Source organism: Zoogloea sp. GW822-FHT05C07, from assembly GCF_058800215.1.
This window is the reverse complement of the sequence record NZ_CM179510.1, coordinates 2,262,501-2,276,311: the sequence shown is the minus strand read 5'-3', so window position 1 is coordinate 2,276,311 and position 13,811 is coordinate 2,262,501. Positions and strand designations below refer to the sequence as shown.

Sequence of the window (13,811 nt, the reverse complement as noted above, 5' to 3'; positions counted from 1 at the left end):
GGGAGGTGTGAAGCTGTGCACAAGTCAAGGGGTAAGTCGAAAATTTAGTGCTTGACGGGGCCGCTTTCCCGTCCGGGCGCCAGAGGGCACCGGGATGCTCCTGGAGGCTCAGGGGCGCAGGCGGAATCCGGGGGCCGGCAGTAAAAAGGCCGGCAAGCTGCCGGCCTTCACATGACTGCGCTGCGGAGCCTCAGGCGGCGTTCGCCTTGAGTTCACGGCTATAGCTGTGCACGGTGTTGACCAGCACTTCGACGTTTTCCGGCGGGGTGAACTGGGAAATCCCGTGGCCCAGGTTGAAGACATGGCCGTGGTGGGGGCCGAAGGCGTCGAGCACCTTCTTCGCTTCGGCGGCGACGGCTTCGGGGGTGCCGAACAGCACGGCCGGGTCGAGGTTGCCCTGCAGCGCAACCTTGTCGCCGACCAGGCGGCGGGCCGCGCCGATGTCCACGGTCCAGTCGAGGCCAACCGCGTCGGCGCCACTGTCGGCGATGTCGGCCAGCCACAGGCCACCGCCCTTGGTGAACACGATGCATGGCACCTTCTCACCATCCTTTTCGCGGGTGAGGCCGGCGACGATCTTGCGGATGTAGGCGAGGGAGAATTCCTTGTAGGCGCCGTGGGCGAGCACGCCACCCCAGGAGTCGAAGATCATCACGGCCTGGGCGCCGGCTTCGATCTGCGCATTGAGGTAGGCGATGACGGACTGGGCGGTGACGTCCAGGATGTGGTGCATCAGGTCGGGGCGGCTGTAGAGCAGGGCCTTGACCTTGCGGTAGTCGTCCGAGCCGCCGCCCTCCACCATGTAGCAGGCGAGCGTCCAGGGGCTGCCGGAGAAGCCGATCAGCGGCACAGAATCGCCAAGCGCGCGACGAATCTCGGCGACGGCATCCATCACGTAGCCGAGTTCGATGTTGGGATCGGGCACTGCAAGGTTGCGGATCTCCCATTCTTCCTTCAGCGGCCGCTCGAACTTCGGTCCTTCGCCTTCCGCGAAGTAGAGGCCGAGGCCCATCGCGTCGGGCACGGTGAGGATGTCGGAGAACAGGATCGCCGCGTCGAGGTTGTAGCGGGTGAGGGGTTGCAGCGTGACTTCGCAGGCCAGGCTGGGGTTCTTGCACAGGTCGAGGAAGCTGCCGGCGCGTTTGCGGGTTTCGCGGTACTCGGGCAGGTAGCGGCCGGCCTGGCGCATCAGCCAGAGAGGGGTGTAGTCGGTGGGCTGGCGCAGCAGGGCGCGCAGGAAGGTGTCGTTCTTCGGACGGCTCACGGTAATTCCTCGACGGGGACCGCACGGGGCGGCAAAGGCGGGATTATCCGCCATTTGTCGCTCCCGCGTGGATGGGGCAGATCAAGAAGGATTGAGGGTCGCTCGTGTCAAGGGTGACCGTGAGCCGAGGACCTGTCGAGCGTGTCCGCCGTCTCTTTGGCGGGCCGCAAACGTCAGGGATGTGGGGCCGTGGGCATGCGCTCAGGCGCTGCCTTCCTCATGCTTGCGGCCGACGCTGATGCCGAGTTGCTTGAGCTTGCGGTAGAGGTGGGTGCGTTCGAGGCCGGTCTTTTCCGCCAGGCGGGTCATGTTGCCGCCGTCCAGTTGCAAGTGGTGTTCGAAGTAGAGGCGCTCGAAGATCTCACGGGCTTCGCGCAGCGGAAGATCGAGGGGCAGGCCGAGGGCGGCGGTTGGCGTCTTGACCAGCAGGTGGGCGACGTCGTCCATGCCGATCTCTTCCTCCAGCGTGCCGAGGGACAGGGATTTGATGGCCGCCTTCAGTTCGCCGTAGCCGCCCGGCCAGGCCTGGTTGCGCAGCGCGTTGAGGGCGGCGGAGGAGAGGCGGCGGGGCGGCACTTCGCCGGCCTCGACCAGATGCAGCAAGACCTGGCTGGCGATCTCGGGGATCTCGTCGCGGATCTCGCCGAGGGCAGGTGGGGCCAGGGACACTTCGAACAGGCGGGTCAGTACGCGCTCTTCCCAGCCGTGCTCGGTCAGTTCGTCCGGGCGATGCTCGGTGGCGACCACCAGGGTCTGGCCGTGGCGTTCCAGGCGATCCATCGCGAAGACCAGGTTCTTCTGCTGGGGGCGCGACAGGTAGATCAGTTCCGGGACGTAGAGCAGGCCGTTGCGGGCTCCTTCGAGGATGTTCAGTTCGAGGGGAGCGCTGTTCAGGGACAGGTCCAGCCACGGCGCGCCGACCCGCTGCAGCGTGCGTGCGCACAGCTCGGCGAGGCTGCCGGGGCCGACCCGCAGCAGGATGATCCGCGATTTGTCAGCCATCTGCTCCAGGCGCTTGCGCAGGTCGCGCAGCGGGGCGGAGCGGGCGAAGGCCGCGAGGCCCAGCGGACTCGGTGCATGGGCCGGCTTGATGCGGGCCAAGCCGCGTTTGACGGCGGCGAGCAGCTTCTGCAGCGCGATAGGCTTTTCGAGGAATTCCATCGCGCCGATGCGCGTGGCTTCGACGGCGGTGTCGATGGTGCCGTGGCCGGACATCATCACCACCGGCATCGTCAGCTGGCCATTGGCCGACCATTCCTTGAGCAGGCTGACGCCATCGGTGTCGGGCATCCAGATGTCGAGCAGGACCAGGTCAGGGCGGGCGGCGTTGCGGGCGGCCCGGGCGGTGGCGGCGTTTTCGGCGAGGATGATGTCGTGACCTTCGTCGCGCAGGATCTCGGACAGGAGTTCGCGGATACCGACTTCGTCGTCAACGATGAGGATTTTAGCCATGGACACTGGACTCAGAATGGGGGGCACAGCGCAGGCGGATGCGGATTTCCGCTCCACCGGCTTCTCGATTGGCGAGACGGATCTCTCCCTCGTGCTCGTCGATGATCTTCTGGACGATGGCGAGGCCGAGGCCGGTACCGCGGGTTTTCGTTGTTACATAGGGCTCGAAGGCTCGGGACAGGATCTCGGGCGGGAAGCCCGGTCCGTTGTCGCGCAGGATCAAGTCTACCCGGCGCGAATCGGATCGGGTCAACAGCTGGATTTCCGGCTGTGGCTGCTCGGCAAGCGCGTCCTCGGCATTTTGCAGCAGGTTGTGGATGACCTGGCGGATCTGCGTGACGTCGCCGAGCACACGGGGTAGATCGGCCGCAAGTTCGGCATGGATCATCACCGGCGAGCCTTCGTAGAGGACCAGCACCTCGCGCACCAGCGCGTTCAGGTCCACCGGCGTCATCACCGGGCTGGGCAGGCGGGCGTAGTCGCGGAAGGCGTTGACCAGGTTTTTCATCGCCTCCACCTGGTTCACGATGGTGGTGGTGGAGCGCTCCAGCATCTGCCGGCCTTCGTCGTCGAGGCGGTCGGCCAGCTTGAACTGCAGGCGCTCGGCCGACAGCTGGATCGGGGTCAGGGGGTTCTTGATCTCGTGGGCCAGGCGCCGGGCCACCTCAGCCCAGGCGGCGGTGCGCTGGGCGGTGATGAGGTGGGTGATGTCGTCGAACACCACCACCCAGCCGCCGCCGGTATCGTCGGGCAGGCGGGTGCCGTGCAGCAGCACGGTCTGGGTGCTGCCGTCCGGATTGGAGAATTCGATCTGCCGGTTCCAGTCGGCCTCGGAGCCGTGGAAGCCGTCCAGTAGCGCATCCCGGAAAGTGCCGTGACCTTCCCATTCGTCCAGGCGCAGGCGCTCGTAGCCGTCGAGCGGGTCGTTGAGGATGGTCATCGCGCCGTGGTTGGCCGCACGCAGGTGACCGTCCGGTGAGAAGGCCAGCACGCCGGCGGAGAGGTTGGCGAGCACGCCTTCCAGATAGGCCCGGTTGCGTTCGACGGCGGCCCGGTGCTTGTCGGCCTGTTCGCGGGCGTCTTCCAGCTGGCGGGTCATCTGGTTGAAGGACTGGGTCAGCACGCCGAGTTCGTCGCGGGCCGGCAAGGCCTGGCGCGGGCTGAAGTCGCCGGCGGCCACCGCCTGGGTACCTTCGGCGAGGATGAACAGCGGCGCTGCGAGGCGGCGGGTCAGCACGAAGGCGACGGCGACGGCGGCGAACAGGGCCAGCAGTAGGGTCAGCGTGAGGGTCAGCGTGTAGATACGCTTCAGGCCGTTGCGGGCGAGGGACAGCTCCTGGTAGTCCCGGTGCACCGTCTCGACGCTCTCGGCGTGCATCGCGAAGGAGCGCGGCACTTCCTGGGTGACCTGCAGCAGCTGGGGCTCGGTGAAGCGCCGCGATGGGATCGGCACGATTACGCGCAGCACCAGCCCTTCGGTGGCATTGCCTTCTGCCGCCCGGTAGCCGCGGGTCTGGCGGGCCTGGCGCAGCTGGGCGGCACTGGGCTGCTCGGGCATCAGTGTGTCGAGCTGGATGTCAGCGGTGGCGATGATCTTGCCGCTCGGTGAGAACACCGTTGCGGATTCGATGCCGGCTCTCTCCCGCAACTGGTTGAGCAGCGGCGGGCGGATCGGTGCAGCGGATTCGAGCTCGAGGGCCACTTGGTCGGCCTTGTTGGCGAGCTGGTCGAGGAGGATCTCGAGGGTCGTGCGGCCGAGCTGGAGGCCGCTTTCGAGGGCTGCGTCCACCCGCACGTTGAACCACGACTCGATGCTCTTCACCGCGAACTGCAGGGACACCGCGTAGACCAGCGCACCGGGTACGACCGCCATCGCCGCGAAGATGGCCATCAGGCGCAGCTTGAGGCGGGAGCCGAAGCGGCGGGCACGGTGTTCCTGCCACAGGCTGCGCAGCTGCACGAAGACCAGGCTGGCCAGCCCGAGGGCGATGATGCCGTTGAGTCCGAGCAGCAGGGTGTAGTTGCGGGCGAACAGCGGCGTGTTGGCGCTGGCGGTGGCAAGCAGGAAGAGCAGGATGCCGCCGACGGCTGCTGCGACGACGAGGGCAGTCGATCTCATTTCGACTCCCGGGTGACGACGAAGGTCCACCGGTACCAGTCGGTCGCCACGCTCCAGTCCTTCCGTCCGAAGGCGCTGACCTGTAGCGGCTTGGGCAGCTCGCCGACATCCAGGCGGAAGCGCAACGCGGCGTTATAGCTCTTGCCGACCTTCAGGACGTTGCGATCGGCGATGCCCCAGTTGCGGATGCGCAGCATGGTCCGCATGGCTTCCTCGAGGCTGCCGAAGTTCTGGTGCAGGGCGCCGGTGGTCAGGCGGTACTGACGGGTCAGGGACTGATAGGAAAGGCGATAGGTCAGGGTCTTGCTGGCGATCTCTTCGTCCATCCAGTACCAGCGTGACGCGCTCAGTTCGAACTCGGCGATGAAGTACAGGGAGACGCCCCGCGCCACCACGTCGGTGAGGAGCGGGGTGAGCTCGGCGTTGATGTCGGCGTTGAGGACGTAGAGATCGTCGCTGGGCAGCAGGGCGGCGCTGCGGATGTCCGCATCGTTGGCATGCGCCGGCGCCGCTTCGAGTGCGAGCAGTGCGCCGACGGTGATACCGAGGGTGTGGAGCAGGAAGCGGCGGCGCTCAGGCGATTTTCTCGAGCAGGGCGTAGAAGAATCCGTCATGTTCGGAGCTGGGCAGGTATTGGCAGTCGAGCTGGCCGTTTACGGGCAGCCGGCGGCAATCGGGATGACGGGCAGTGAAGCCCGCCATCTGCTCACGGTTTTCTTCGGCAAATACTGAGCAGGTGGCGTAGAGCATTTTGCCACCCGGGGCGAGGACCTGCCACAGGGCATCGACGATCTCGGCCTGCTGTGCCGCGAAGTGGGCAATGTCGCTGGCGCGACGCAGCCACTTGATGTCCGGGTTGCGGCGTACCACGCCGGAGGCGGAGCAGGGCACGTCGGCCAGGATGCGGTCGAAGGGGCGGCCGTCCCACCAACTGGCCAGGTCGCGGCAATCACTGTGCTTCACGGTGGCGGCGAGACCGAGGCGCTGCAGGTTCTCGGTAATGCGGCGGGCCCGCAGCGGATCGGCGTCGAGGGCGGTGAGCTCCGCATCGGCGATCTCGAGGATATGGGCGGTCTTGCCGCCGGGGGCGGCGCAGGCGTCGAGGACGCGCTGTCCATCGTCCACATCCAGGTACTGGGCGGCGAACTGGGCGCCTGCATCCTGTACGCTGATGCAGCCTTCGGCGAAGCCGGGCACACGGGCAACGGGGACCGGGCGCTCCAGCAGCAGGGCGCCGTTGGTGAGCTGACGTACTGGCAACTCCGCTTCGGCGAAACTGGCCAGGGTGTCCTCGAGATTGCTGCGCAGCACGTTGATGCGCAGGGCCATAGGAGGATGGGTGTTGCCGGCGCGCAGGATGTCGCGCCACTCGGCGGGGTACTGGGCCTTCAGGCGGCGGATCCACCAGGGCGGGTGGCGGTGCTCGGCGACCATGTCCGCGTCGGCGGCCTTGTTCAAGGCGTCCATCTGCCGCAGCGCATTGCGCAGCACACCGTTCACGACCCCCTTGAACTTGCCGTCGATGCAGGTGGCAGCGGCGCCGACCGCTTGGTTGACGACGGTGTGGGCGGTGTCGGCACGGCTGTCCAGGCGATACAGCGCCACACGCAGAATGGACTGGATCGGCTCAGGTAGCGGCTTTTGCAGCAGGCTGTCGAGGATGAAATCCTGGCGTCCGTAATCCCGCAGCGTCCCGTAGGTGAGGTCGAGCACTGCTCCCCGCACGCCGGCCGGCGTTTGCGCACGGGCAGCCCACAGGGCGGCCAGGCTGTCGGTGAGGGTGGTTCCGGCGACGACGTCGGCGATCAGCTGGGCTGAGGTGAGGATGGCGTAGCCCAGGCTGTCTTCCGGCAGAGATATGGGCGGCGTGGAGGCAAAAGCGTGGGGCATGGGTTCAGGCGAACAATTGGCGAAAGTGGTTGGGCAGGGCCTGGCAGGCGTGGTGCAGGTCCGGATTGTAGTGGCGCAGACCGGTGATGCCGCGCTCGCCGAGGCGTGCGTTCAGTATCGCAGGGTCCGGGTCTGTCCTTGTGTCGGTGGCAGCGCGGGCCAGCAGCCATGGGCCGCCGTAGGACGGGACGCTGATGAGCGTGGGGCGCAGCTCGGCAAACACGCCGCGCATGCGTTGCCATAGGGCCGCAGTCTGCGCTGGTTGATAAAAGGGTGATCCCAACTGGACGTGGATGATACCGCCAGCGTTCAGGCTGGCCGCACACAGGCGCATGAATTCTTCGTGATGCAGATGCGCGCAGGCTGGATCGTCGCTGGCCGTGAGATCGAAAAGGATGAGATCGAAGCGCTCGCCCCGCGCATGGCGTTGGCGCAGGCTGGCGGCGGCGTCGCCGATCTGAAGGTGAACGCGGGCTGAGTCGAAGGCCTGGGCGGGGAGGGTGGGGATGAGCTGCCCGACAAGATGCACGACTTCCGCGTCGAGCTCGGCGACGACGATCCGTTCAAGGCTGGGGTGCTTGAGCAGTTCGCGGGCCGTGGCACCGTCGCCGCCGCCGAGGATCAGGGCGCTACGCGGGGCCGGGTGAGCTAGCGCCGGGATATGGGCCAGGCTTTCGTGGATGATGAATTCGTCGGCCTCGCAGGCCATCAGATCGCCGTCCAGACGGTACAGACGTCCGAAGGTGGCGGACTGCTCGATGGCGATGTGCTGGAACGGACTGCGCGCCTCCAGCAGATGGAGTGTGGGTTCGATGGAGAGGGCGGCGTCGGACGCCAGGGGGACATGGAAGGGCGGATGTTTCACGTGAAACAGCTCCTTCAGGCCAGGAAAGTGTCGTAGCTGAAACGCAGGATCAGCACGATGACGACGAGAAGGAAAGCCTTGCGGACGAAGATCGCTCCATGGCGCAGCGCGAGCGCGGTGCCGAGCCGGGAGCCGAGCAGGTTGCAGACACCCATGATGGCTGCCACTTGCCAGAACACTTCGCCGTGGGAAACGAACACGGCGATGGCCGCCAGATTGGTCGCTACGTTGATGATCTTGGCAGATACCGAGGCGTGCAGAAAATCCATCCCCAGGAAACGGATGAACAGGAAGATCAGAAAACTGCCGGTGCCTGGGCCGAAGAACCCATCGTAAAAACCCACCGCCGCGCCGATGGCGAGTGCTAGCCGTTGTTCATGGGACGCGTCGGCGAGGCGCTGGTGATGGGTGCCGAAATCCTTGCGGATGAAGGTATAGATCGCGACGGCAGTCAGCAGGATGAGGATCAGTGGACGCAGGGCGGCGGGCGGAAAGAGCACGACGGTCCGGGCGCCGAGCCAGGAGCCGATGGCCGCGGCAATCGCAGCCGGCCCAGCGGCCCGCCAGGGGATCGTCAGTCGTCGGCTGTATTGAACGGCAGCGCTGGTGGTGCCCAGCACGCTGGCCAGCTTGTTGGTGCCGAACAGCGTGCCGGGGCTTGCCTGTGGAAAGGTCGAGAAGAGAAGCGGAATCTGGATCAGACCACCGCCTCCGACGACGGCATCGACGGTACCGGCAAAGAAGGCACCGACAGCCAGGAGTGAAAGCGTCAGATTCATGGGGCGTGTTTCACGTGGAACAAGGGCTGCTCAGGCGAAGAAATGCTGGGCGTTCAGTGCTGCGTGGATGCCGGTGAGGGCGGCCAGGGCACCCTGCGGAAGACTGACGCCGCGCCCGGGGATGTCTGGTTCCGTTGGATTGATGCGTACCAGGGGCTCGCCGAGCGTCTCGCTGAACCAGCGGACCGTGGGGACGTGATTGCCGGCTCCGATCTCGACGATGACCGGCTTGCGCACACCTCGCAGCCAGGCTTCCAGGTGGCGGTGCTGGGTGTCGCTGCATCGGCTCAGCCAGTCACCATCCCCGAACATCAGGATGTTGGGACGCAGGAGGTTATTGCAGTGCGAACAGCGCGGCAACGGTGAGAGGAGCCGGCAGGTTCTGTCGTCCACCTCCGGGGTGAAGTTGTCTGCCGGACCAATCCAGCCTTCGCACCCATCTACACATTGAAGGTGATGGATGGAGCCGTGCACCTCGCAGATTCTGTCTTCGTTGTACCCGGCCTGCTGGAACTGGCCGTCCACGTTCGAGGTGAACACGAAGGCACCCTTGGGCAATCGACCGGCGATCTCGCGCAGGATCGTGAAGCCGCGATGGGGGCGGGTGCTGCGATAGAGATTCAGACGGTGGCCGTAGAAGCCCCAGGCAAGCATGGGGTCACGTCGGAAGGCCGCCGGGTTGGCGATCTCCTCGAACGCGATGCGCGCCTCGGCGAGGGCCGGGTAGGCGCGCCAGAGTCCGCTGTTGCCACGGAAGTCGGGGAGCCCCGAATCCACGCCCATGCCTGCCCCGGCCCCGACGATCAGTCCGTCTGCGGCCGCAATCAGGCGTGCTGCCTCGGCATGCAGGGCGCGGTGTTCCATGTCGCTCATCGCTGGGCGACGATGAAGATCCGGCGGAACGGGAAGAGGGTGGTGCCGTTCTCGTCGGCTGGGTAGGCGTCGGCGAGCAAGGTGCCCAACTCACCGAAGAAGGCTTCGCGGGTCGCCTCGTCCATCGGCGCGACGTAGGGCAGCAGGGTGGTACCACGCAGCCAGTCGAGAATCGGGCTGGCCCCGTGCAAGGCCTGCCAGTAGGTTGTCTCCCACAGGGACAGGCGGGTGCTGCGTGGGGCGAGCAGGCGGTGGTAATCCTCCATGCCGAGGATGCTTCCCATGCGCCCGTCGCCGACCTTGCCAGACCAGGTCGGCGACGCGGCCAGCTCGCGGATCAGGCGATGGGATGGCGCGTCAAAGTTGCCGGGCATCTGCACGGCCAGCACGCCGCCGGGTGACAACCTGTCGAGCAGGCGAGGGAAGAGTGTTTCGTGCTGACTAACCCAATGCAGGGCGGCATTGGAGAACAGCACGTCCGGCGCATCCTCTGAATCCCACTGCTCGACGCCCGTCAGTTCGAAGCGGGCACTCGGCAGCGCATTGCGTGCCCGCGCCAGCATCTCGGGGGAACTATCGAGGCCGACCAATTCCGCGTTTGGCCAACGCTCCGCGAGCAGACGGGTGACATTGCCGGCGCCGCAGCCGAGGTCGACGACGCGGGCGGGGCGAATTGGCGGGATGTGTCCAAGCAGGTCGAGCGCGGGGCGCAGGCGCTCGTCGGAAAACTGCAGATAACGGTCCGGCTCCCAGGTCATCGTCGTGTCTCCTGTGTGCTTGTGATGGAATGCGGCTCGATGCGGGCAAGGATAAGGCCGGCCCGCGCGGCAGTGTTCATACGTCGGGCTTGATGCAGTGGGCGCCCTTGGCGGCTTGATAGGTCTGGTCCACCTGCTTGCTGTCGGATGCGCCGCCGATCTTGCGGGCGTACTCGGCACACTCCGGACGTGCCGCGATCAGCTCGCTGGTGGCCTTCACCTTGTCGGCGAGGGAAAGGGGCGCCTCGCCTGAGCAGGCCGCCAGAACCGTGGCGAGCAGGGAGATGCAGAGAGCTGGAGTGCGCATGGCGAAGGTCCTGAAGGTGAAGGGCTGTGTGCGTCGGATGCGGCCGATCGATGTTCGTTCGATCTTGAGGAGTGCGCATCAACCGGATGGCGAATGCTGAGAATTATGTCGCATTTGAAGGTCCCGGCCGATGCCTGGTCGAGAACTAGTTATCACAGGTTTTGGCGCACCGCGCCGATGCTTGTAGTGAGGGGTACACAGACGGGTGAGGGAAATGGAAAAGCTGCTGATCTCCCGCGGAAGAAACTGGAGTGGGTTGGAACGCCGCTCCGGCAAGGACCGGCGACAAAGGGAAGGGCGATCCCCCACTGGCTACGAACGTCGTCATCAGGTGGAGCAACGGGAAATCGAGGTTACCGAGTGGTACCTCTCCGAACCGGAATGGGAAATCCTGCAAAAGGTGTGGCTGCACTGATGGATGGTGCCAGCCCGTGTTGCGATTGAATTGATTCGTCTGACCGCTATCCGACGATCCTGCCCACAAACGGGCTCCACGTCTGGCCCGCTTACTTTCCAATACAGAAGCGCGAGAAGATGACCCCGAGCAGGTCGTCGGGCGTGAACTCGCCGGTAATCTCGTTGATGGCCTCCTGGGCGAGGCGAAGCTCCTCGGCCATCAGTTCGAGAGCCAGGCGATTTTCCAGTGCGACCTGGGTGTGAGCGAGGGCGGTGCGTAGCGCCACCAGATGGCGCTCGCGGGCCAGGATGACGTCCTCCCCGTGACGATGCCAGCCAGCCACGCGCAGCAGTTCGCCGCGCAGCAGGTCGATGCCCTGGCCGGCCTTGGCGGACAGGAAGAGCTGGACGCCTTCCGGGCCTTCGAGCCGCTCGGGCTGGCGCTCCACCAAGTCGACCTTGTTGAAGACGGTGATCCGTTCGACGCCGGCCGGCAGGCGTGCGTCGATGGCTGCATCGGCGTCGGTCACGCCATTGCGTACGTCCACCAACCGTACGACGACGTCGGCTCGTTCGATTTCCTGCCAGGTGCGGGCGATGCCGATCTTCTCGACTTCGTCGTTCGTGTCGCGCAGGCCGGCAGTGTCGGTGATGTGAAGCGGGATGCCTTCGATCTGGATCGTCTCGCGCAGCGCGTCGCGGGTGGTGCCGGCAATGTCGGTGACGATCGCGCGCTCTTCGCCGGCGAGGCGGTTCAGCAGGCTGGATTTGCCGACGTTGGGCTGGCCGACCAGCACCACGTGCAGGCCATTGCGCAGCAGGCTGCCCTGGGCGGCGCGGTCGAGGATGGCTGAAAGTTCATCGACGATGGTGGCGACGCGTTCGAAGGCTCGTGCCTCGATGAGGAAGTCCACGTCCTCGTCCGGGAAGTCCAACGTGGCTTCCACCAGCATGCGCAGGTCGATGAGGCGATCGCACAGACCGTGGACTTCCTGCGAGAAGCTGCCGGTCAGCGAGCGGACGGCAGAACGGGCGGCGGCAGCGGTGGAGGCTTCGATGAGATCGGCGACGCTTTCCGCTTGGGCGAGATCGAGCTTGCCGTTGAGGAAGGCGCGGCGGGTGAATTCGCCGGGCTCGGCCAGACGGGCGCCGAGTTCCAGGCAACGGGCCAGCAGCATCTGCATGACCACCGGGCCGCCGTGGCCCTGTAATTCGATGACGTCTTCGCCGGTGAAGGAGTGGGGCGCCGGGAAGTAGAGGAGGAGGCCTTCGTCGATCAGTTGCCCGCTGCCGTCACGGAAGCGGGCGAACTGGGCGACCCGGGCTTGCGGCTCGCGGCCGGAGAAGGTGGCCACGAGCGCGGAGAGCTTCGGCCCGGAGATCCGGACCACGCCGATGCCACCGCGCCCGGGCGCGGTGGCGATCGCCGCGATGGTGTCACTCGGCGGTTTTGCCACCGGCCGCGATCATCCGGTTGATCTGCCATTGCTGGGCGATCGACAGGGAGTTGTTCACCACCCAGTACAGCACGAGGCCGGCCGGGAACCACAGGAACATGAAGGTGAACAGGATCGGCATCAGCATCATCACCTTGGCCTGGATCGGATCGGGCGGCGCCGGGTTGAGACGGGTCTGGATCAGGCTGGTGGCGCCCATGATGAGCGGCAGGATGTAGAACGGATCCTTCACGGACAGATCGTGGATCCAGCCCAGCCACGGCGCGCCGCGCATCTCGACGACGCCGAGCAGCACCCAGTAGAGGGCGATGAAGACCGGGATCTGGATCAGGATGGGCAGGCAGCCGCCGAGGGGATTGACCTTCTCGCGCTTGTAGAGGTCCATCATGGCCTGCTGCAGTTTCATCTTGTCGTCGCCGTACTGCTCCTTGAGGCGCTGCAGGCGCGGGCCGAGGGTCTTCATCTTGGCCATCGACTTGTAGCTGGCGGCGGACAGTGGGAAGAACAGCGCCTTCAGCCCGATGGTCACCAGGATGATGGCCCAGCCCCAGTTGCCGGTGAGCTTGTGCAGCGATTGCAGAACCCAGAACAGCGGCGCGGCGATGATGGTCAGCCAGCCGTAGTCCACCACCAGGTCGAAGCCCTTGGCGAACTGGTCGAGGCGGCTCTGTTCCTGCGGGCCGGCATACAGCGGCACCGACAGCTTGCCGGTCTGGCCCGGGGCGATGCTGGCCACCGGCACGATGACGCCGGCGGAGTACAGGTCAGGGCTAATCTGGCTGGCGAAGAACTCGCGCTCACCTTCCTTCGGCGCCCAGCCGGCGACGAAGTAGTGCTGGACCATCGCGGCCCAGCCGTCGGCGGCCTTGGTGACGAACTTGGCCTTCTTGTTGGCGATGTCCTCGAACTTCACCTTCTGGTACTTCTCGGCTTCGGTATAGAACGCCGGGCCGGTGAAGGTCTGCACCCCGAAGCCGCCGGGCTGCTCGGCCGGCTTGCCGTCACGAGTGAACTGGAAGTAGGCGTGCGGTGTCAGCGGTGCGGCGCTGCCGTTGGCGATCTCGTAGCTCACCTCGGCGGCGTAGCTGCCGCGGTGGAAGGTGATCAGCTTGCTGACCTTCACGCCATCGGCGGTCGGCGCTGCATCGAGGCGCAGCGTGACGGCATCTTCGCCGTCCTTCAGCGCGACGTTTTTGCTGCTCAGCGTGAACAGGGTCTTGTGGTTCGGCAGACCGTTGCCGATCAGGCCGGTCTGGGCCGCGTAGTTGTGCTTCTCGCCGTTGTCGAAGAGCACATAGTTGCGGTTGTGGTCTTCGGTGGCCCTGTGCTGGGTCAGTTCCAGCCGGATGATGTCGCCGCCCTGGGCGGAGACTTCTGCCACCAGCAGGTCGGTGCGCACGGTGGCGATCTCGGCGGGCGCAGGGGCTGCGGCGGCGGCCTGGCCGGGCACGGCAGTGGCGCCGGGGGCCGCAGTGGCGGTGGGCGTCGGCACGCCGGAGGCTGCGCCGCTGTCGGCTGCGGCTACAGGCGGAACCTTGGGCTGGTTGTGCTTCTGCCAGCCGTCCCACAGCATGACCAGCGAGAACGAGAAGACGAGAAGGAGGATCAGGCGACGGTTGTCCATCGGTGTCAGTGTCAGGAAGGGGTTGAG

Annotated in this window: 13 protein-coding genes; 1 reads left to right on the top strand and 12 read right to left on the bottom strand. The window is 66.0% G+C overall.

From position 1 onward, the window contains the following. Positions 1-190 precede the first annotated feature (190 nt). From hemE to AC3QL2_RS10660, 10 genes are all read right to left on the bottom strand, one after another. Positions 191-1,264 carry a uroporphyrinogen decarboxylase gene (gene hemE / locus AC3QL2_RS10705; RefSeq protein ID WP_493234372.1) on the bottom strand — a complete coding sequence of 358 codons (1,074 nt, stop codon included), beginning with the start codon at positions 1,262-1,264 and terminating at the stop codon, positions 191-193. A 201-nt stretch (positions 1,265-1,465) separates the two neighbouring features. Next, positions 1,466-2,716 carry a sigma-54-dependent transcriptional regulator gene (locus AC3QL2_RS10700; RefSeq protein WP_481120268.1) on the bottom strand — a complete coding sequence of 417 codons (1,251 nt, stop codon included), beginning with the start codon at positions 2,714-2,716 and terminating at the stop codon, positions 1,466-1,468. Further along, on the bottom strand, positions 2,709-4,835 hold the full coding sequence (locus AC3QL2_RS10695) for a sensor histidine kinase (protein WP_493234371.1): 2,127 nt from the start codon (positions 4,833-4,835) through the stop codon (positions 2,709-2,711). The genes AC3QL2_RS10700 and AC3QL2_RS10695 overlap by 8 nt, the downstream gene beginning before the upstream one ends. Beyond that, the gene (locus tag AC3QL2_RS10690; RefSeq protein WP_493234370.1) at positions 4,832-5,449 is read right to left on the bottom strand and encodes a DUF4390 domain-containing protein; all 618 of its coding nucleotides are present in this window, start codon (positions 5,447-5,449) and stop codon (positions 4,832-4,834) included. The genes AC3QL2_RS10695 and AC3QL2_RS10690 overlap by 4 nt, the downstream gene beginning before the upstream one ends. Then, positions 5,409-6,725, bottom strand: a complete 1,317-nt coding sequence (gene rsmB, locus AC3QL2_RS10685; RefSeq protein WP_493234369.1) for a 16S rRNA (cytosine(967)-C(5))-methyltransferase RsmB — start codon at positions 6,723-6,725, stop codon at positions 5,409-5,411. Before rsmB ends, AC3QL2_RS10690 begins: the two co-directional genes overlap by 41 nt. Before the next feature lie 4 nt (positions 6,726-6,729). Next, on the bottom strand, positions 6,730-7,590 hold the full coding sequence (locus tag AC3QL2_RS10680; RefSeq protein WP_493234368.1) for a spermine/spermidine synthase domain-containing protein: 861 nt from the start codon (positions 7,588-7,590) through the stop codon (positions 6,730-6,732). A 14-nt stretch (positions 7,591-7,604) separates the two neighbouring features. Further along, positions 7,605-8,369 (bottom strand): sulfite exporter TauE/SafE family protein, encoded by a 765-nt coding sequence (locus AC3QL2_RS10675; RefSeq protein ID WP_493234367.1) that lies wholly within the window; start codon positions 8,367-8,369, stop codon positions 7,605-7,607. Between the two features lie 30 nt (positions 8,370-8,399). Continuing rightward, a complete protein-coding gene (locus AC3QL2_RS10670; protein WP_493236677.1) occupies positions 8,400-9,242 on the bottom strand; it encodes an SIR2 family NAD-dependent protein deacylase in 843 nt (280 codons plus the stop codon). Beyond that, a complete protein-coding gene (locus AC3QL2_RS10665; RefSeq protein WP_493234365.1) occupies positions 9,239-10,000 on the bottom strand; it encodes a methyltransferase domain-containing protein in 762 nt (253 codons plus the stop codon). The genes AC3QL2_RS10670 and AC3QL2_RS10665 overlap by 4 nt, the downstream gene beginning before the upstream one ends. A gap of 76 nt (positions 10,001-10,076) precedes the next feature. Then, positions 10,077-10,307, bottom strand: a complete 231-nt coding sequence (locus AC3QL2_RS10660; RefSeq protein ID WP_493234364.1) for a hypothetical protein — start codon at positions 10,305-10,307, stop codon at positions 10,077-10,079. A gap of 214 nt (positions 10,308-10,521) precedes the next feature. Here AC3QL2_RS10660 and AC3QL2_RS10655 point away from each other — a divergent pair, with 214 nt between their 5' ends. After that, positions 10,522-10,722: a hypothetical protein gene (locus tag AC3QL2_RS10655; protein ID WP_493234363.1), complete on the top strand. Its 201-nt coding sequence runs from the start codon at positions 10,522-10,524 to the stop codon at positions 10,720-10,722. 91 nt (positions 10,723-10,813) lie between these two features. Here AC3QL2_RS10655 and mnmE read toward each other — a convergent pair whose 3' ends face one another. Together mnmE and yidC are read right to left on the bottom strand one after the other, a co-directional pair. Further along, a complete protein-coding gene (gene mnmE, locus AC3QL2_RS10650; RefSeq protein ID WP_493234362.1) occupies positions 10,814-12,160 on the bottom strand; it encodes a tRNA uridine-5-carboxymethylaminomethyl(34) synthesis GTPase MnmE in 1,347 nt (448 codons plus the stop codon). Next, on the bottom strand, positions 12,141-13,784 hold the full coding sequence (gene yidC / locus AC3QL2_RS10645; RefSeq protein WP_493234361.1) for a membrane protein insertase YidC: 1,644 nt from the start codon (positions 13,782-13,784) through the stop codon (positions 12,141-12,143). The genes mnmE and yidC overlap by 20 nt, the downstream gene beginning before the upstream one ends. Positions 13,785-13,811: the final 27 nt, after the last annotated feature.